17 protein-coding genes are annotated in these 18,314 nt (G+C 52.7%); 2 read left to right on the forward strand and 15 right to left on the reverse strand.

Annotated features, from left to right (window positions below; genetic code table 11):
* Positions 1-35 precede the first annotated feature (35 nt).
* The 14 genes from ptsG to yceD form a co-directional block, all read right to left on the reverse strand.
* Complete coding sequence (ptsG, locus tag OGV52_RS15090) at positions 36-1,469, reverse strand: PTS glucose transporter subunit IIBC (protein WP_016152655.1); 1,434 nt, start codon at positions 1,467-1,469, stop codon at positions 36-38.
* A 293-nt stretch (positions 1,470-1,762) separates the two neighbouring features.
* Positions 1,763-2,560 (reverse strand): metal-dependent hydrolase, encoded by a 798-nt coding sequence (locus tag OGV52_RS15095; RefSeq protein ID WP_016156196.1) that lies wholly within the window; start codon positions 2,558-2,560, stop codon positions 1,763-1,765.
* Between the two features lie 10 nt (positions 2,561-2,570).
* Positions 2,571-3,575: a DNA polymerase III subunit delta' gene (gene holB, locus OGV52_RS15100; RefSeq protein ID WP_287108722.1), complete on the reverse strand. Its 1,005-nt coding sequence runs from the start codon at positions 3,573-3,575 to the stop codon at positions 2,571-2,573.
* Positions 3,572-4,213: a dTMP kinase gene (gene tmk, locus OGV52_RS15105; RefSeq protein ID WP_016156195.1), complete on the reverse strand. Its 642-nt coding sequence runs from the start codon at positions 4,211-4,213 to the stop codon at positions 3,572-3,574. Before tmk ends, holB begins: the two co-directional genes overlap by 4 nt.
* A complete protein-coding gene (yceG, locus tag OGV52_RS15110) occupies positions 4,203-5,225 on the reverse strand; it encodes a cell division protein YceG (RefSeq protein WP_019076480.1) in 1,023 nt (340 codons plus the stop codon). The genes tmk and yceG overlap by 11 nt, the downstream gene beginning before the upstream one ends.
* Positions 5,226-5,227: 2 nt before the next feature.
* Positions 5,228-6,037 carry an aminodeoxychorismate lyase gene (gene pabC, locus OGV52_RS15115; RefSeq protein ID WP_287108723.1) on the reverse strand — a complete coding sequence of 270 codons (810 nt, stop codon included), beginning with the start codon at positions 6,035-6,037 and terminating at the stop codon, positions 5,228-5,230.
* 135 nt (positions 6,038-6,172) lie between these two features.
* Complete coding sequence (fabF, locus tag OGV52_RS15120; protein ID WP_003036260.1) at positions 6,173-7,414, reverse strand: beta-ketoacyl-ACP synthase II; 1,242 nt, start codon at positions 7,412-7,414, stop codon at positions 6,173-6,175.
* Between the two features lie 85 nt (positions 7,415-7,499).
* Positions 7,500-7,736, reverse strand: a complete 237-nt coding sequence (acpP, locus tag OGV52_RS15125) for an acyl carrier protein (RefSeq protein ID WP_000103754.1) — start codon at positions 7,734-7,736, stop codon at positions 7,500-7,502.
* 155 nt (positions 7,737-7,891) lie between these two features.
* A complete protein-coding gene (fabG, locus tag OGV52_RS15130) occupies positions 7,892-8,626 on the reverse strand; it encodes a 3-oxoacyl-ACP reductase FabG (protein ID WP_016152641.1) in 735 nt (244 codons plus the stop codon).
* A 12-nt stretch (positions 8,627-8,638) separates the two neighbouring features.
* On the reverse strand, positions 8,639-9,568 hold the full coding sequence (fabD, locus tag OGV52_RS15135; RefSeq protein ID WP_200046485.1) for an ACP S-malonyltransferase: 930 nt from the start codon (positions 9,566-9,568) through the stop codon (positions 8,639-8,641).
* A 15-nt stretch (positions 9,569-9,583) separates the two neighbouring features.
* The gene (gene fabH / locus OGV52_RS15140) at positions 9,584-10,537 is read right to left on the reverse strand and encodes a beta-ketoacyl-ACP synthase III (protein ID WP_016152639.1); all 954 of its coding nucleotides are present in this window, start codon (positions 10,535-10,537) and stop codon (positions 9,584-9,586) included.
* A 77-nt stretch (positions 10,538-10,614) separates the two neighbouring features.
* Complete coding sequence (gene plsX, locus OGV52_RS15145) at positions 10,615-11,694, reverse strand: phosphate acyltransferase PlsX (protein ID WP_071601761.1); 1,080 nt, start codon at positions 11,692-11,694, stop codon at positions 10,615-10,617.
* A gap of 122 nt (positions 11,695-11,816) precedes the next feature.
* Entirely contained in the window at positions 11,817-11,990 is a 174-nt protein-coding gene (gene rpmF / locus OGV52_RS15150) for a 50S ribosomal protein L32 (protein WP_003036242.1), read from the reverse strand.
* Positions 11,991-12,006: 16 nt separating this feature from the next.
* Positions 12,007-12,528: a 23S rRNA accumulation protein YceD gene (gene yceD / locus OGV52_RS15155; RefSeq protein WP_003036239.1), complete on the reverse strand. Its 522-nt coding sequence runs from the start codon at positions 12,526-12,528 to the stop codon at positions 12,007-12,009.
* Between the two features lie 197 nt (positions 12,529-12,725).
* Here yceD and OGV52_RS15160 point away from each other — a divergent pair, with 197 nt between their 5' ends.
* Complete coding sequence (locus tag OGV52_RS15160) at positions 12,726-13,310, forward strand: Maf family protein (protein WP_016152637.1); 585 nt, start codon at positions 12,726-12,728, stop codon at positions 13,308-13,310.
* Positions 13,311-13,400: 90 nt separating this feature from the next.
* Here OGV52_RS15160 and rluC read toward each other — a convergent pair whose 3' ends face one another.
* Complete coding sequence (rluC, locus tag OGV52_RS15165) at positions 13,401-14,354, reverse strand: 23S rRNA pseudouridine(955/2504/2580) synthase RluC (protein ID WP_049259723.1); 954 nt, start codon at positions 14,352-14,354, stop codon at positions 13,401-13,403.
* Between the two features lie 698 nt (positions 14,355-15,052).
* Between rluC and rne the strand changes: the two genes are divergently transcribed.
* Positions 15,053-18,301, forward strand: a complete 3,249-nt coding sequence (gene rne / locus OGV52_RS15170) for a ribonuclease E (RefSeq protein WP_181220561.1) — start codon at positions 15,053-15,055, stop codon at positions 18,299-18,301.
* The last annotated feature ends 13 nt before the right edge of the window (positions 18,302-18,314 follow it).

Below are 18,314 nucleotides of genomic sequence, written 5' to 3' on the forward strand. Positions count from 1 at the left end.
GCAGGCTGCCTTAATTCTCCCCAACCTTTTACTGCTTAGCTGTGACGGATGTACTCATCCATTTCTGTTTTCAGGTTATCGGACTTAGTACCGAAGATAGCCTGAACACCGGAACCCGCCACTACAACGCCTGCCGCACCCAGTTTCTTCAGGCCAGCCTGATCCACTTTGGCAACGTCAGCGACGCTGACACGCAGACGAGTGATGCACGCATCGAGGTTAGTGATGTTTTCTTTACCGCCGAATGCCGCAACCAGGGCCGGAGCCATTTCGCCGGACGCACCCGCTTTGGTGTCTTCGGTAGCATCTTCACGACCCGGAGTTTTCAGGTCCAGCGCTTTGATCAGCACACGGAAGATGGTGTAGTAAACAATCGCATAACCGATACCGACAATCGGGAACAGCCACAGTTTGCTGCTGTTACCGGACAGAACGATAAAGTCGATCAAACCGTGGGAGAACGACGTACCGTCTCGCATACCCAGCAGGATACAGATCGGGAATGCCAGACCAGCCAGAATTGCGTGGATGATGTACAGGATCGGTGCCACGAACATGAACGAGAACTCGATCGGTTCGGTAATACCGGTCAGGAACGAGGTCAGCGCCGCGGAGATCATGATACCGCCCACTTTCGCGCGGTTTTCTGGTTTAGCAGAGTGCCAGATAGCGATAGCGGCAGCCGGCAGACCGTACATTTTGAACAGGAAGCCACCAGACAGTTTGCCCGCAGTCGGGTCACCCGCCATATAGCGAGGGATATCGCCGTGGAATACCTGGCCCGCAGCGTTGGTGTATTCACCGATCTGCATCTGGAATGGAACGTTCCAGATATGGTGCAGACCAAACGGCACCAGGCAGCGTTCAATGAAGCCATAGATACCGAACGCTACGACCGGGTTCTGGTATGCAGCCCACTGGGAAAACGTCTGAATAGCAGTCCCGATCGGCGGCCAAATGAAGGACAGAACCACACCGGTGAAGATAGCGGCCAGACCAGAAATGATAGGAACGAAGCGCTTACCCGCAAAGAAGCCAAGATACTCAGGCAATTTGATACGGTAGAAACGGTTGAACATATACGCTGCAATCGCACCGGAGATAATCCCCCCGAGAACACCCGTATCAGCAAGGTGTTTAGCTGCGATCTCTTCAGCAGGTAAATGCAGAACCAGCGGCGCAACAACAGCCATGGTCTTAACCATAATGCCGTAGGCAACAACGGATGCCAGTGCAGATACGCCGTCGTTATTGGTGAAGCCTAACGCGACACCGATGGCAAAAATCAGCGGCATGTTTGCAAAAACAGAACCGCCTGCTTCTGCCATTACGTGCGATACAACGGCTGGCAGCCAGCTGAAGTTAGCGGAACCGACACCCAGCAGGATACCTGCAATCGGGAGTACGGATACCGGCAGCATCAGCGATTTACCGACCTTTTGCAGGTTAGCAAATGCATTCTTAAACATAATTGAGAGTGCTCCTGAGTATTTGTGCTTTTCTACGTTCTCACGCATTAGCGAGGGGGGAGAACCTCGCCGTGTACAGGGCATCTAAGTACCCTTTATTTATTACACAGAGTAAAATAATTCAGTTTGTTTTTGTTTGACGGCTATCACAATTCAGTCGTGGATGGCCGTAAAATCCGCACATTCCGATAAAATGCGTTTCTGAATGTGTCAAACCGGTTATTCACCGCCCATTTTGAGGCGGTGAACTTTACTCGCTTTGCTTATTAATTACGAGCTTTAAAAAAAGTCAGTTAACGAACGGATTGCAGGCGAGAAGCGTCGATGTGAAACAGGCGGGCAAAGTTATCAGTGGTTGCCTGCGCCAGTTCTTCAACGGCAACACCTTTCACTACGGCCATATACTCCGCAACGTCACGGGTCATGGCGGGCTGGTTCTCTTTTCCACGATGCGGTACAGGCGCAAGGTAGGGAGAATCCGTCTCAACCAGCAACCGATCCAGAGGAACATAGCGGGCGGCATCACGGAGCTGATCTGCGTTACGGAACGTGACGATGCCGGAAAACGAGATATAAAATCCGAGGTCCAGCAATTTGCCCGCCGTTTCTCTGTCCTCTGTAAAACAGTGTAGTACGCCACCACAATCCGTCACTTTTTCTTCGCGCAGAATAGACAGCGTATCGGCTCGCGCATCGCGGGTATGTACGATAACTGGCTTTTGTAACTCACGGCCAATCTGAATATGATGGATAAAAGATTCCTGCTGGCGCACTTTTGTTTCCGGCGTATAGAAATAGTCCAGCCCGGTTTCCCCCATCGCCACAACGCCCTCTTCGGCGGCAAAACGGCGCAGGTCTTCAACATCATAGGCTTCATCCTGATTTAACGGATGCACGCCGCAGGAGAACACCACATTGTCACGTTCACCGACCAGTTCGCGCATACTGCGGTATCCTGGCAGAGTGGTCGCGACGGCAAGACAGAATTTCACATCGCGTGCGGCTGCTTTCGCCAGCACGTCATCCACGTCCTTATGCAGAGATTGATAATCCAGGCCATCAAGATGGCAGTGTGAGTCGACTAAAAACATAATGTCTCTCTCAAAGATGGGGAACAGGCAATACGGTGCCTGGTTGCAGGTAATGCTCAATACGCAGGATAAGATCGGTTAACACCAGTTCACGGTTTACGCCTGTTACGTTCAGCAACTGCTGACGGCAATGACAAACGTCACCGAGTATCGCCTGTATCCGGGCGACGGATAACCGTTCTGCGATAGAAGATATCAGGTCCAGCGCATCAGGATTGGTTAAATGGGAAACCCCATACGGACGCTTCAAGGCATCCGTCAACAACGTTGCCAGCCAGTGTAAACGGGCGGCGGCCTGATCGTGGTTTAACGCCGCGAGCAGGATATACCAGTCACCTGCGTTTAATGTGTTTGCCAGTGCCGCACAAAAATCTGTGCGATGCGCCCAGCTTTCAGCCTGTAACAACGAGAGTGCCGCACCTGGCGAACCCGCGCTCAGGCGTAATGCGCTCAACAGAGCTTCTGGAGATGCGGTCACTTCGCGGGCGAGCCAGGAGATAGCGTACGACTCAGCCGGCGGCGCAAGATGGTGTAACCGGCAGCGGCTGCGCAATGTCGCCAGCAATCGCGCAGGCTCTGTGCTGGCGAGGAAAAACCAGGTTTGTGCCGGCGGTTCTTCCAGCGTTTTTAGCAGGGCATTGGCAGCAGCATCAGTTAACTGGGCGGCATCAGGGATCCACACCACTTTCGCACCGCCAAGGCGTGAATGCTCGTACAGCTTTTCACTCACTTCACGTACCGCATCAACTCCCAGCGTGCTTTTACCTTTTTCCGGCAGCAGCGAATAGTAGTCAGGATGCGTCCCCGCCTGCATCAGCTGACAGCCCCGACAGTGTCCGCAGCTTTTATGCTCTTCCGGCTGCTGGCACATTAAATAGCGACTGAGCGCGTAAATCAGCGCGTCGTCACCCATTCCGGGTAATGCCTGAATCAGTAACGCATGGTGACCACGACCCGCCTGGTAGCTGGCTACCAGTTTTTCAAAATCTGGTCGTAACCATGGGTACCATTTCATGCGCCCTGCTCCTGCACCCACTGGGTGATGGTATTGCGGATATCAGCCATCACAGCTTCCAGCGGCTGCGTAGCGTCGATGGTACGAATGCTGGCATCTTTGGCAGCCAGTTCAAGATAGCGCGCGCGGGTGCGATTAAAGAAATCGAAAGATTCCTGCTCAATACGATCCAGCTCGCCGCGCGCACGGGCACGTTTCAATCCGACCTCTGGAGTCACGTCCAGATAGAGCGTCAGGTCCGGGCGAAAATCACCGAGCACCGCATCGCGCAAGGTTGCCAGCATGTTTTGATCGATGCCGCGTCCGCCCCCCTGATACGCCTGGGTCGACAAATCGTGACGGTCGCCAATTACCCATGCGCCTTTTGCCAGCGCAGGTTTAATAACGGTTTCGACCAGCTGTACGCGCGCGGCGTAAAACATCAGAACTTCAGCTTTGTCAGTGATGACCTCGTCACCCACCGACTTAATGTCCAGCACCAGACTTCTTAGTTTCTCAGCGAGCTGCGTTCCCCCCGGTTCGCGGGTAAAAACCATGTCACGAATACCGAGTTGCTCAAGTGTCTCTACCACCACGTTACGCGCGGTGGTTTTTCCGGCGCCTTCCAGGCCCTCGATGACGATATAGTTACTGCCCATTTTTTTCCTTAAGCACTTTCAGGTAATCCTGCACGGACCGGTTGTGGCTGGCAAGATTGGTGTTAAACGTGTGACCGCCTTTACCGTCAGCCACGAAATAGAGGTACGGCGTTTTTGCCGGATGCGCCGCGGCCTGCAATGAGGCCTCTCCCGGCATGGCAATCGGGCCAGGCGGCAACCCCGTAATGGTATAGGTGTTATAGGCGGTCGGGGTATCTAAATCCACACGCGACAACTTGCCATTATACCGTGACCCCATCCCGTAAATCACCGTCGGATCGGTCTGTAAACGCATGCCAATCCGTAAGCGGTTAATAAAGACGGAAGCCACCTGGTCACGCTCGCTGGCAACCGCAGTCTCTTTTTCGATAATAGAGGCCATGGTTACCAGCTGATTTTTGTCCTGATAAGGCAGGCCTTCAGCGCGCCCTTCCCAGACGGAGTCTACCGCTTTAACCATTTTCTGATGCGCGCGTTTTAGCAACGCCACGTCGGTTGTATTGGCGGTATACATCCAGGTATCTGGCCAGAACCAGCCTTCTACCCATTGCGGGTTCTCCAGCTTCAGCGCCTGAGCAACGGTCTCGTAATTATCATCGCTCAGCGTATGTTTGATGTACGGGGCGTCGCGCAGCTGCTTGAGGTAGTCGCTCAGACGCATCCCTTCAACCAGACGTAACGGAAACTGCGCCTCTTTACCGCTTTCCAGCAGTTGCAACATATCCCGCACCGTCATGTCGGGCGTAAAACGGTAGGTTCCGGCTTTAAAATGCGACAGTTCGGGTTCCACACGCAGCAGCCACTGGAACACACGCGGACGATTGATAACGTTGTCCGCATACAACTGTTCACCGAGAGCCAGACGGCCCGTACCCGCTTTCAGCGTAAAAATCGTCTCTTCTTTAATCAATAATTTACTGTCCGCCAGATGGCGAACTTTCCACATTCCCACTCCCGCGGCTATGCCCAGCACAACCAGCAATAACAGGACAACAAGTAACAGTTTTTTCATGACTAATTCGGGTGCTCACAAAGTGGGGCTAAAAAATCGAACAATAAACGTGCAGACAGCAGCGTGTCGCCACAGGTGCGTACGGGAATAACAGGCATTAACGCATTACAGACGACGATTTCATCGGCCTGCATAACCTCTTCCAACCCGGCATACACTTCGACAATGCTGAACGACGATTGTGCCAGCATCCGGATACAGAATTGTCGCATAATGCCGTTCACTCCGGCCTGATCCAGCCGGGGAGTGTAAACCACATCCCCCTTACGCCAGAACAAATTAGCCGCACAGCATTCCGTAACCCATCCCTCACTGTCAAGAACCAGTGCTTCATCAGCTGCCGTCTGCTCAAGATGAGAGCGAATCAACACCTGTTCCAGTCTATTCAGGTGCTTAAGTCCGGCAAGCAACGGATTACGCCCCAGACGCACTGGACTTAACGCCAGCGTTATCCCCTCCAGTCGCCAACGATCGTAATGATCGGGCCAGGCTGAAACAGAGAGAATACGTGTGGCACTGCGACAGTTTGCGCCGCTGTAACCACGGCCACCGCTACCACGGCTGATAATCACTTTTAACACGCCATGCGCATGCCCTTGCGCCAGCATTTTCATTTCACTTTGCAGCTCTGACCAATCTTCGAAAGAGATCAGCAATTTTTGGCAGGCGTCTTGTAAACGCGCAAGATGCGCTGCAAAGAGGCAAATTTCGCCGTCAATAATACGCGCAGTGGTAAAACAGCCATCACCGAATTGGGTCGCTCGATCGCTTGCGGCCAGCATATTCTGCTCGCAGCCATTAATTAAGAACATGGTGGCTCCTTATTTCTGGTCCGCTAGTTTGGCAGGATGAACAACACAGGACAAGGGTGGAAAACCGAATAAAAAAAGGCCCGACAAGCGGACCTTTTTAAATTGCTATCGATGCTAACGCACCACCTGACAGACTTAAATCTTTTTAAAGATCAAAGAGCCGTTGGTGCCGCCAAAGCCGAAGGAGTTACACAGTGCGTACTCCAGACCACTAACCTGACGCGCTTCGTGAGGTACGAAGTCCAGGTCACAACCTTCATCCGGGTTATCCAGGTTGATGGTTGGCGGAATAGCCTGATCGCGCAGCGCCAGGATAGAGAAAATAGACTCTACCGCGCCCGCCGCACCCAACAGGTGTCCGGTCATGGATTTAGTGGAGCTTACCATTACACGGCTTGCCGCATCGCCAAAGACAGATTTCACTGCCTGGGTTTCGGCTTTATCGCCAGCAGGAGTAGACGTGCCATGCGCGTTGACATAGCCGATCTGACCCGCTTCGATAGCCGCATCGCGTAGTGCGTTGACCATTGCCAGCGCAGCGCCCGCACCGTTTTCAGGTGGTGACGTCATGTGGTAAGCATCGCTGCTCATGCCAAAACCAACGACTTCAGCATAGATTTTTGCACCGCGCGCTTTCGCATGCTCGTACTCTTCCAGTACCACCATGCCTGCGCCGTCGCCCAGCACAAAGCCATCACGTTCTTTATCCCACGGACGGCTTGCCGCTTGCGGGTTATCATTACGTGTAGACAGCGCACGTGCCGCGCCAAAACCACCCACGCCCAGCGGGGTACTGGCTTTTTCTGCACCACCCGCAACCATCGCGTCTGCATCGCCGTATGCAATGATACGTGCTGCATGACCAATGTTATGCACACCTGAGGTACAGGCGGTCGCAATGGAGATGCTTGGCCCTTGCAGGCCGTACATGATGGTCAGGTGACCTGCCACCATGTTAACAATCGTTGACGGAACGAAGAACGGGCTGATCTTACGTGGACCGCCATTCACCAAAGAGGTGTGGTTTTCTTCGATCAATCCGAGACCGCCAATACCAGAGCCGATAGCGGCGCCAATACGGTGAGCGTTCTCTTCCGTAATTTCGAGACCAGAATCCTGCATGGCCTGAACGCCAGCGACAATTCCATATTGAATGAAAGCATCCATCTTGCGCTGTTCTTTGCGCGAGATAATGTCTTCACAGTTAAAATCCTTTACTAAGCCAGCAAATTTCGTTGCATAGGCGCTAGTATCGAAATGGTCGATCAGGCTGATGCCACTCTGACCGGCAAGGAGAGCTTTCCAGGTAGACTCTACGGTATTGCCGACAGGAGACAACATGCCCAGTCCGGTCACAACTACACGACGCTTAGACACGGTTGTCCTCCAGGGAGGGAAAATAATTCAAGTGGGATAAAAAGATAAAACTCAGGCGGTCGAATGACCGCCTGGAGATGTTCACTTACGCCTGGTGGCCGTTGATGTAATCAATGGCAGCCTGAACGGTAGTGATTTTCTCAGCTTCTTCGTCCGGAATCTCAGTATCAAACTCTTCTTCCAGAGCCATTACCAGCTCAACGGTGTCAAGAGAATCTGCGCCCAGGTCTTCAACGAAGGAAGCATTGTTGGTTACTTCTTCCTGCTTAACGCCCAGCTGTTCGCCGATAATTTTCTTAACGCGTTCTTCGATAGTGCTCATACTCTTAAATTTCCTATCAAAACTCGCTTTCGCGATGGTTTTCGTAGTGTATAAAATGTTGAAAAATTTGCAACTAAATCCCGGCAGGTCTTACCACGATTTTACGTTATTTTGAGGGCATTCACCCTAATAACGCAAATTTTTTTATCTCGTGGTTAAACCATGTACATCCCGCCGTTGACGTGCAAAGTCTCACCTGTGATGTAACTTGCTTCGTCAGAAGCTAAAAATGCAACCGCACTGGCGATTTCCTGAGCGCCGCCAAGGCGACCCGCAGGAACCTGCGCCAGAATACCCGCACGCTGATCATCAGACAGCGCACGCGTCATGTCCGTTTCAATAAAGCCCGGAGCAACAACGTTTACAGTAATGCCACGAGACGCAACTTCGCGCGCCAGTGATTTACTGAAGCCGATCAGACCCGCTTTCGCCGCAGCGTAGTTTGCCTGACCCGCATTTCCCATGGTACCAACCACAGAACCGATAGTGATAATACGCCCATGACGCTTTTTCATCATAGCTCGCATTACCGCTTTTGACAGACGGAAAACAGATGACAGGTTGGTTTCGATGATATCGTTCCACTCGTCATCTTTCATGCGCATTAACAGGTTATCACGAGTAATCCCGGCATTATTGACCAGGATATCGACTTCACCAAATTCTGCGCGAATATTTCCCAGAACAGATTCGATAGATGCCGGATCGGTCACATTCAACATCAGACCTTTACCATTTGCACCTAAGTAATCGCTAATGGCCTGCGCACCGCTTTCGCTGGTTGCAGTACCGATAACTTTCGCGCCACGGGCAACGAGTGTTTCAGCAATTGCGCGGCCAATGCCACGGCTTGCACCGGTAACCAGCGCGACTTTTCCTTCAAAACTCATGGTCTTCCTCTTTTATTGCTCTAGCGCCGCAGATAATGCCGCCGGCTCATTCAGTGCCGAAGCAGTCAGGGTGTCAACAATACGTTTCGTCAAACCGGTCAGAACTTTGCCCGGACCAACTTCATACAGGTGCTCTACGCCCTGGGACGCCATAAATTCAACGGTTTTAGTCCATTGAACCGGGCTGTACAGCTGGCGAACCAGCGCATCGCGAATAGCGTCTGCGTCTGTTTCGCACTTCACGTCGACGTTGTTCACAACCGGAACAGTCGGCGCGTTAAAAGTGATTTTTTGCAGTTCAACAGCCAGTTTCTCAGCAGCAGGCTTCATCAGCGCGCAGTGAGAAGGAACGCTGACCGGCAGTGGCAGAGCACGCTTAGCGCCAGCCGCTTTACAGGCTGCGCCGGCACGTTCTACGGCTTCTTTGTGCCCGGCAATAACCACCTGACCTGGTGAGTTAAAGTTTACCGGTGAAACCACCTGACCTTCGGCAGACTCTTCACACGCTTTAGCAATAGCAGCGTCGTCCAGACCGATAATAGCAGACATGCCGCCAGTGCCTTCCGGTACCGCTTCCTGCATGAATTTGCCACGCAGTTCAACCAGACGAACGGCATCGGCAAAACCGATAACACCCGCACATACCAGCGCAGAGTATTCGCCCAGGCTGTGACCAGCCATCAGCGCAGGTGTTTTACCACCCTGCTGCTGCCATACGCGATAAAGCGCAACAGAGGCAGTCAACAGTGCTGGCTGCGTCTGCCAGGTTTTATTCAGCTCTTCGGCCGGTCCCTGCTGAGTCAACGCCCACAGATCATAGCCCAGCGCAGCTGATGCTTCAGCAAAAGTTTCTTCAACAATTGGGTAGGTTGCTGCCATTTCAGACAACATCCCAACGGTCTGGGAACCCTGCCCCGGGAACACAAATGCAAATTGCGTCATGTTTAAATCCTTATACTAGAAACGAATCAGCGCAGAGCCCCAGGTGAATCCACCCCCAAAGGCTTCAAGCAATATCAACTGCCCAGCTTTAATACGCCCGTCGCGGACGGCTTCGTCCAGCGCGCACGGTACGGAGGCCGCGGAGGTATTGCCATGTCTGTCGAGCGTCACGACAACATTATCCATCGACATACCCAGCTTTTTCGCGGTTGCGCTAATAATGCGGAGGTTTGCCTGATGCGGCACCAGCCAGTCCAGTGCAGAACGATCGAGATTATTTGCTTCCAGCGTTTCATCAACGATGTGTGCAAGCTCGGTCACCGCGACTTTAAATACTTCGTTACCCGCCATCGTCAGGTGGATCGGGTTTTCCGGGTTCACGCGATCGGCATTAGGCAGCGTCAACAGTTCGCCATAGCGACCATCAGCGTGCAGATGCGTAGAAAGAATGCCGGGCTCTTCTGATGCGCTCAGTACAACCGCACCTGCGCCATCGCCGAAAATAATGATCGTCCCGCGATCGGTTGGATCACAGGTACGAGCGAGGACATCTGAGCCAACCACCAGAGCATGCTTCACTGCGCCAGACTTAACGTACTGGTCGGCAACGCTCAGGGCGTAGGTGAAACCGGCACAAGCGGCTGCAACGTCAAACGCCGGACAGCCTTTGATCCCCAGCATACTTTGGATCTGGCATGCCGCACTTGGAAATGCGTGTGTGGATGATGTGGTGGCAACCACAATCAGACCAATTTGTTCTTTGTCGATGCCCGCCATTTCAATTGCACGGTTTGCGGCGGCAAAGCCCATCGTCGCAACTGTTTCATTTGGCGCTGCAATATGGCGTTCACGGATACCTGTGCGAGTGACGATCCACTCATCAGATGTCTCAACCATTTTTTCCAAATCGGCGTTAGTACGCACTTGTTCAGGCAGATAGCTGCCAGTACCAATAATCTTCGTATACATGTACGCTCAGTCACTTTTTGGTTATATACCGCCACGAGCAAATCGCTGATACGTTGGCAGCATTCACAAACGCACGGTTATCTGTGTGCTCGCGAGTTTGCGTTTTCGCCACCGTCCAGCAGTTCGAATCCAGCTGGGTATACAGATTCCAGGCGAGCGGCAATTCGCTGAGGAACTTGTCGCTGCACCGCCTGCACTGCCTGTTCAATCGCGACTTCAAATGCTCGCTGATTGGCCGCACCATGACTCTTAATCACCGTGCCGCGCAATCCTAACAGACAGGCGCCATTATACTGGTCGGGGTTGAGGTGACTAAATCGCCTTGTCAGGCTTTTTTGTAACCAACGTTTTAATAACAGCAGCCACCACGACCGTTTTTTGCCCTCACCCTGAGACTTCAGCAGTGAAAGGAACATTCTGACAACACCTTCCATCGTCTTTAATGTGACATTACCTGTAAAGCCGTCACAGACCAACACATCAGTTTTGCCAGTCAGTAACTCATTGGCTTCAAGATAGCCGATATAATTGATAGAAGGGATTGTTTTTAGCACTGCAGAAGCATCCCGAATACTGTCGAGACCCTTGGTTTCTTCTTCACCGATATTGAGCAACGCAACACGGGGATTGGCAATTCCAACCACCTCTTCTGCCAGCACGGAACCCATGACGGCAAATTGCACCAACATCGTGCTATCACAATCCACGTTGGCACCCAAATCCAGCACCACCGTTTTGCCCTTTTGCTGATGGGGTAAAACCGTCACCAGCGCAGGACGCTCAATCCCCTCAAGGGGTTTGAGCAATAACTTCGCAAGACCCATTAGCGCACCTGTATTACCGGCGCTCACACAGGCTTCCGCTCGTCCTTCTTTCACGAGCTCCAGGGCAACACGCATTGAGCTTCCACGACTGGCGCGAATAGCTTGCGAGGGCCGGGCATCACTGGCAATAACTGACTGAGCAGGGATAATCTGCAGACGTGAACGTTGTTCGAAGTCAGCTTTGGCAAGTAATGGCGTGATTGTATCGGGATCCCCGACTAAAAGAAGTGTGAGTTGCGAATTAGAATTCAGTGCCTGCAATGCTGCAGGCACTGTCACGGTAGGGCCAAAATCACCCCCCATGACATCTAACGCCAGGGTTAGACGTGTCAAGGTATCGTCGCTGCCCGGTTAGGTGTTTCCCCAGTTACCCGGGGAAAGCCTCACTAAGCTTCATCACGCGTGTACTCTTTGTCTTTCTCACCGTAGCGGGAAAGCCATTGAGTCATGCGTGATTACTTAGCGATTACCTTACGGCCACGGTAAAAACCGTCGGCAGTGATGTGGTGACGCAGGTGTTGTTCACCAGAAGTTTTGTCTACAGACAGGCTGGTGACTGCGGTCAGAGCGTCATGAGAACGACGCATGCCACGTTTGGAACGGGTTGGTTTATTCTGTTGTACGGCCATGGACCTTACTCCTCAATTACTTACGCTTTAAGCTGGCTAATACGGCAAATGGGTTTGGTTTTTGCGCTTCATCAGGCAATTCGCCAAAGACCATGTCCGCCTCGGACACTTCACAGTGTTCAGAATCATGCACCGGAACTACCGGCAAGGAGAGGATAATCTCATCTTCAACCATTGCAAGCAGATCGATTTCACCGAATTCGTTAACCTCAATCGGCTCATACGCTTCCGGGAGTGCTTCAGCCTGCTCGTCAGAACGGACAGGACTAAAACAATATGTTGTGTGAACATGAAGTGGGAACGGTTTCCCGCAACGCTGACATTCGAGCGTAACCGACACCTTTGCATCACCGGTTATAACGGCAAGGCGCTGGTTATCGATAGCGAACGACATGGAGCATTCCACATCACTGTCCACACTGACTACAGAATCGGCGACACGCTCAACCAGATCAGAAGTATAGATACCTTCATAATCGAGGCGTTTCTGAGCCGTACGAACCGGATCAAGAGTCAGGGGTAATTTTACCTTTTGCATAGGGCGCGCATATTAACTTTGTAACGTCATATAGTCAAAGAAAAAGGCAGCCTGTGGTTGCCTTTTGCCAATAATTCGCACACATTGCGGGTCATCGACTTAAAATCGCTCAACACAAGCCATTACAGCCAGCTTGTAGGACGAAGTCCATAGTTTAAAATGGCTCTCATCAATACGCTATATGCGAGGGAAAAAATATGCCTCAACTTATTCTTGCTTCTACCTCTCCCTGGCGTCGCGCTTTACTAGAAAAACTGGCAATCCCGTTCGAATGCGCAGCACCAGAGGTTGATGAAACGCCGTTACCAGGCGAAGCCCCCCGGCACTTAGTCTTGCGACTGGCGCAGAAAAAAGCGCAATCTCTCGCCCACCGTTATCCATCGCACCTTATTATTGGTTCCGATCAAATTTGTGTTCTCGATGGTGAAATAACCGGCAAACCGTTAACAGAAGAAAATGCACGCCAGCAGTTACTCAAAGCCCGTGGCAATATTGTGACGTTTTATACCGGACTGGCACTGTATAATTCTGCGACCGGACATTTACAAACTGAAGTTGAACCGTTCGACGTCCATTTTCGTCACTTAAGCGAAACGGAAATTGAAGATTACGTGCGCAAAGAGCGCCCGCTGCATTGTGCCGGTAGTTTTAAAAGCGAAGGATTGGGCATTGCACTTTTTGAGCGCCTGGAAGGCCGCGACCCAAATACCTTAATCGGTTTGCCGCTGATCGCACTGTGTCAAATGCTGCGACGAGAAGATATGAACCCGTTAAAAGCCTGACGGGTTGACGGCTGTACAGGCCAATCCTGTAGGCCTGATAGGCGCAGCGCCATCAGGCCTACAGGTAATGCGCGATAATATCAATGCGCATCAGCCTTTACTGCGTAACACCTCGAGGCAGCGCTTCAACTGCTTATCCATTGGCGCTTCAATACGCATTACTTCACCCGTCCCAGGATGAGTAAATTTCAACGCAGCGGCGTGCAAAAAGAGCCTGCTCAGTCCGGTATCCGCCAGTTGCTTATCGAACTCACGATCGCCATAGCGGTCGTCAAAGGCAATCGGATGTCCGGCATATTGCGTATGCACGCGAATCTGGTGCGTGCGTCCGGTCACGGGACTGCAGCGCACAAGCGTAGCGAACGCGTAACGCTCTTCCACTTTAAAGCGTGTTTCCGATGGTTTGCCTTCCTGATTCACCCGCACGATACGCTCGCCGCTTTGCAGAATGTTCTTTAACAGCGGGGCCTGAACGGTTTTGACATGGGACTGCCACTGGCCGCGTACCAACGCGAGGTAGTCTTTCTGCATGCCTTTTTCACGCAGTTGTTCATGCAACGAACGCAAGGCAGATCGTTTTTTGGCCACCAGCAGCACGCCGGAGGTATCCCGGTCGAGGCGATGCACCAGTTCAAGGAAACGCGCTTCCGGGCGCAGCGCACGTAAGCCTTCAATGACGCCAAAGCTTAACCCGCTTCCACCATGCACGGCCGTACCTGAAGGCTTGTTAAGCACCAGAATGTGGTCATCTTCATATAAAATGACATCGGTCAGCGCCGCGACCTTCTGCAAATTCGGTGAAATGGCCTCTTCTTCACGTTCAGCGACACGTACAGGTGGAATACGCACAATGTCCCCGTCTTCGAGTTTGTACTCGGGTTTAATGCGTTTTTTGTTCACCCGCACTTCGCCTTTACGCAAAATGCGATAAATCATACTTTTCGGCACGCCCTTGAGCTGGGTGCGCAAAAAGTTGTCGATGCGTTGCCCTGCTTCGTCGGCAGTAATGGCAACTGTTTTTACGGCTGGAGTCTCTGTTTTCATGGGGGCCGATTTTAAATAGCCATCAAGATTCGCGCCACACATTTTTCTATGCTTATATTAACTGCTATACCTTATTACTTAAGTTTGACATAGCCGATTTGGTGGTTATTAAAGCAATCACTACGCGGAAGTGAAAAAACTGTGAGTAACCGGGTGATAAATGGCAAAAGTCATCTTGCTATAACAAGGTTAGCAGTGGAATAATGAGGTTGTTTCCGTGTTGAATCTTGTTAAAACAAGACCTTTTCCGGAATGACCCAATTTTGCCCGACCGATCATCAACGCAGCAATGGCGTAAGACGTATTGATCTTTCAGGCAGTTAGCGGGCTGCGGGTTGCAGTCCTTACCGGTAAGTGCTCTATAGATTTCGCGTTGTAGGAAGGCGGCAAGTCTGGGAACCCCAGGTGCTTACTCCTGTAAGTGGTTGGGGTAAGAAGATGAAGCCAACGCACCCACAGCGTGAAAGACGATAAGCACAATGGAAGCTTCTCTGGAGAGTAACACCCAGACTGTTCCCCTGATAATTGCGCTGTGTTTCCGTATGAAATACAGGCAACCGACACTCTGCGCCTCTTTGAGCTGACGATAACCGTGAGGTTGGCGACGCGAATAGACACGAGGCCATCGGTTCACACCCGGAAAGGCATTACTCTGCCCGCAGCTTAGTCGTCAATGTAAGAATAATGAGTAAGTTACGATGAAAAGAATGTTAATTAACGCGACTCAGCAGGAAGAGTTGCGTGTCGCCCTTGTAGATGGGCAGCGTCTGTACGATCTGGATATCGAAAGTCCTGGACACGAACAGAAAAAAGCCAACATCTATAAAGGCAAAATTACCCGTATTGAACCGAGTCTGGAAGCTGCTTTTGTTGATTACGGCGCTGAACGTCACGGTTTCCTCCCGTTAAAAGAAATTGCCCGCGAATACTTCCCCGCTAGCTACAACTCCCATGGTCGTCCCAACATTAAAGACGTGTTGCGCGAAGGTCAGGAAGTCATTGTTCAGATCGATAAAGAAGAACGCGGCAATAAAGGCGCTGCGCTGACCACCTTTATCAGCCTGGCAGGTAGTTATCTGGTTCTGATGCCGAACAACCCGCGCGCGGGCGGTATCTCCCGTCGCATTGAAGGCGACGACCGTACCGAATTAAAAGAAGCGCTGGCAAGCCTGGAACTGCCTGATGGCATGGGGCTTATCGTGCGTACCGCAGGTGTCGGCAAATCTGCCGAAGCGCTGCAGTGGGACCTGAGTTTCCGCCTGAAGCACTGGGAAGCGATTCAAAAAGCCGCTGACAGCCGCCCTGCTCCGTTCCTGATCCATCAGGAAAGCAACGTTATCGTTCGCGCATTCCGTGACTATTTACGTCAGGACATCGGCGAAATCCTCATCGACAACCCGAAAGTTATGGAGATGGCGCGTCAGCACATCGCCGCGCTGGGTCGTCCGGATTTCAGCAGCAAAATCAAACTGTACACCGGTGAAATCCCGCTGTTCAGCCACTATCAAATCGAATCTCAAATTGAGTCCGCATTCCAGCGCGAAGTGCGTCTGCCGTCCGGCGGCTCAATCGTTATCGACAGCACAGAAGCGCTGACCGCTATCGATATCAACTCCGCACGCGCGACCCGCGGCGGCGACATCGAAGAAACTGCGTTCAACACCAACCTTGAAGCAGCCGATGAAATTGCTCGTCAGCTGCGTCTGCGCGACCTCGGCGGCCTGATTGTAATCGACTTCATTGATATGACGCCGGTTCGTCACCAGCGTGCGGTTGAAAACCGTCTGCGTGAAGCCGTGCGTCAGGACAGAGCGCGTATTCAAATCAGCCATATTTCTCGCTTCGGCCTGCTGGAGATGTCCCGCCAGCGTCTGAGCCCGTCGCTGGGTGAATCCAGCCATCACGTATGCCCACGCTGCTCCGGCACGGGTACCGTACGTGATAACGAATCACTGTCGCTGTCTATTCTGCGTCTGATCGAAGAAGAAGCGCTGAAAGAAAATACGCAGGAAGTTCACGCTATTGTTCCTGTGCCGATCGCATCCTACCTGCTCAACGAAAAACGTACCGCGGTAAATGCCATCGAGACGCGTCAGAATGGCGTGCGCTGTGTGATTGTGCCAAACGATCAGATGGAAACCCCGCATTACTCCGTGCTGCGCGTACGCAAAGGGGAAGAAACACCAACCCTGAGCTACCTGCTGCCGAAACTGCATGAAGAAGCGATGGCATTGCCGACGGAAGAAGAGTTCGTCGAGCGTAAACAGCCAGAGCAGCCGGCATTGGCCACCTTTGCAATGCCAGAGGTGCCGCCAGCCCCTGCTTTGCAGGAACCTACTGCGAAGGCCGCCGCGCCTAAAGCCGCAGCAGCGACCGCGACCGTCGCCGCACAGCCAGGTTTGATTAGCCGTTTCTTCAGCGCACTGAAGTCCATCTTCAGCGGTAGCGAAGAAGTGAAACCGGTTGAACAACCTGCGCCGAAAGCGGAAGAGAAAACCGACCGCCAGCAGGATCGTCGTAAACCGCGTCAGAACAATCGTCGCGACCGTAACGATCGTCGTGATAATCGCGACAACCGTGGCGAGCGTGATAACCGTAACGAGCGTTCAGAAAGCGGCGAAAACCGTGAAGATAACCGCCGTAACCGCCGTCAGTCGCAGCAGCAAAATGCGGAAGCGCGCGATAACCGCCAGCAGTCTACTGAGGTCGCCGACAAAGCGAAATCCGGTGATGATCAGCAGGCTCCGCGTCGCGAGCGCAACCGCCGTCGCAACGATGATAAGCGTCAGGCGCAGCAGGAAGTTAAAGAGCTGAACCTGGCAGAACAACCTGCGCAGGATACCGAGCAGGAAGAGCGCGTTCGTCAGCCTCAGACTCGCCGTAAACAGCGTCAGCTGACTCAGAAAGTTCGTTACACAGACAGCCCGGCTGTTGAAGCCGAAGTCGCGACTGCCGAAGTGGTCACTGAAACGGCAGTCGCTCAACCAACTGAACAGCCCGTACCGGCACAGCGTACTGAACTGGCGAAAGTTGATCTGCCTGCCGTCGTTGCGACTGAGCAGGAAGACAACAGCGAAGCGCGTGACTCTAATGGTATGCCGCGTCGTTCCCGTCGCTCACCTCGCCATCTGCGCGTCAGTGGACAACGCCGTCGTCGTTATCGTGACGAGCGTTACCCGGTTCAGTCGCCGATGCCGTTAACGGTTGCCTGCGCATCTCCAGAATTAGCGTCCGGTAAAGTCTGGATCCGCTACCCTGTTGCTCGTCCTCAGGATCAGCAGGTTGCAGAGCAGCGCGAGCAGGAAACGGTTCAGGGGCAAGCTGTACCTGTCGCCGTAGAGCCTCAGGTTGCTGCAGCTGCCGTTGAGCATATTGTGAACGCCCCTGCGTCGGTTGAAACCGTACAGCCAGAGGTGGTCATTGCTGAACCTCAGGCTACCGTCGTTGAAACCACGCATCCGGAAGTCATCGCTACTCCGGTCGAGGAACAACCGCAAATTATCGCTGAATCTGACGCGCCTGTTGCTGAGGATACCGCGGCGAAAGCCGAACCTGTCGCTGAAATCGTGGCTGCGCCGGTTGTCGAAGAATCTGCGGAGGTTGTTATTTCTCAGCCTGAAGTGGCTGAAGAGATTGCCGAGGTTGTGGAAACAGCGCCAGTGGTTGAAGAAGTTGCCGCGCCGCAAGAGGTTGTTGCAGCACCGGTCGTCGAAGACGCAGTCGTTAAGGCTGAAGTTGTCGCAACCCGCGTTGACGCAGAACATCTTCACAGCCATGCGGCCGCACCGATGACCCGTGCTCCGGCACCAGAGTATGTGCCTGAAGCGCCGCGTCATAGTGACTGGCAACGCCCGGAATTCACCTTTGAAGGTAAAGGTGCCGCAGGTGGACACAGCGCCACGCACCAGGCGACTGCGCCAGCAACGCGCCCGCAGCCCGTTGAGTAAGTCATAATCAACA

This window comes from Citrobacter sp. Cb041 (genome assembly GCF_030336655.1).
Classification (GTDB): Bacteria; Pseudomonadota; Gammaproteobacteria; order Enterobacterales; family Enterobacteriaceae; genus Citrobacter; species Citrobacter braakii.

What these genes read in the sequence shown, in the direction of transcription:
- acpP (WP_000103754.1), bottom strand. Translation starts at nt 7,736, where the DNA reads ATGAGCACTATCGAAGAACGCGTTAAGAAAATTATCGGCGAACAGCTG.
- holB (WP_287108722.1), bottom strand. Translation starts at nt 3,575, where the DNA reads ATGAAATGGTACCCATGGTTACGACCAGATTTTGAAAAACTGGTAGCC.
- ptsG (WP_016152655.1), bottom strand. Translation starts at nt 1,469, where the DNA reads ATGTTTAAGAATGCATTTGCTAACCTGCAAAAGGTCGGTAAATCGCTG.
- yceG (WP_019076480.1), bottom strand. Translation starts at nt 5,225, where the DNA reads ATGAAAAAACTGTTACTTGTTGTCCTGTTATTGCTGGTTGTGCTGGGC.
- fabD (WP_200046485.1), bottom strand. Translation starts at nt 9,568, where the DNA reads ATGACGCAATTTGCATTTGTGTTCCCGGGGCAGGGTTCCCAGACCGTT.
- fabH (WP_016152639.1), bottom strand. Translation starts at nt 10,537, where the DNA reads ATGTATACGAAGATTATTGGTACTGGCAGCTATCTGCCTGAACAAGTG.
- rluC (WP_049259723.1), bottom strand. Translation starts at nt 14,354, where the DNA reads ATGAAAACAGAGACTCCAGCCGTAAAAACAGTTGCCATTACTGCCGAC.
- rpmF (WP_003036242.1), bottom strand. Translation starts at nt 11,990, where the DNA reads ATGGCCGTACAACAGAATAAACCAACCCGTTCCAAACGTGGCATGCGT.
- rne (WP_181220561.1), top strand. Translation starts at nt 15,053, where the DNA reads ATGAAAAGAATGTTAATTAACGCGACTCAGCAGGAAGAGTTGCGTGTC.
- pabC (WP_287108723.1), bottom strand. Translation starts at nt 6,037, where the DNA reads ATGTTCTTAATTAATGGCTGCGAGCAGAATATGCTGGCCGCAAGCGAT.
- OGV52_RS15160 (WP_016152637.1), top strand. Translation starts at nt 12,726, where the DNA reads ATGCCTCAACTTATTCTTGCTTCTACCTCTCCCTGGCGTCGCGCTTTA.
- OGV52_RS15095 (WP_016156196.1), bottom strand. Translation starts at nt 2,560, where the DNA reads ATGTTTTTAGTCGACTCACACTGCCATCTTGATGGCCTGGATTATCAA.
- yceD (WP_003036239.1), bottom strand. Translation starts at nt 12,528, where the DNA reads ATGCAAAAGGTAAAATTACCCCTGACTCTTGATCCGGTTCGTACGGCT.
- fabG (WP_016152641.1), bottom strand. Translation starts at nt 8,626, where the DNA reads ATGAGTTTTGAAGGAAAAGTCGCGCTGGTTACCGGTGCAAGCCGTGGC.
- tmk (WP_016156195.1), bottom strand. Translation starts at nt 4,213, where the DNA reads ATGGGCAGTAACTATATCGTCATCGAGGGCCTGGAAGGCGCCGGAAAA.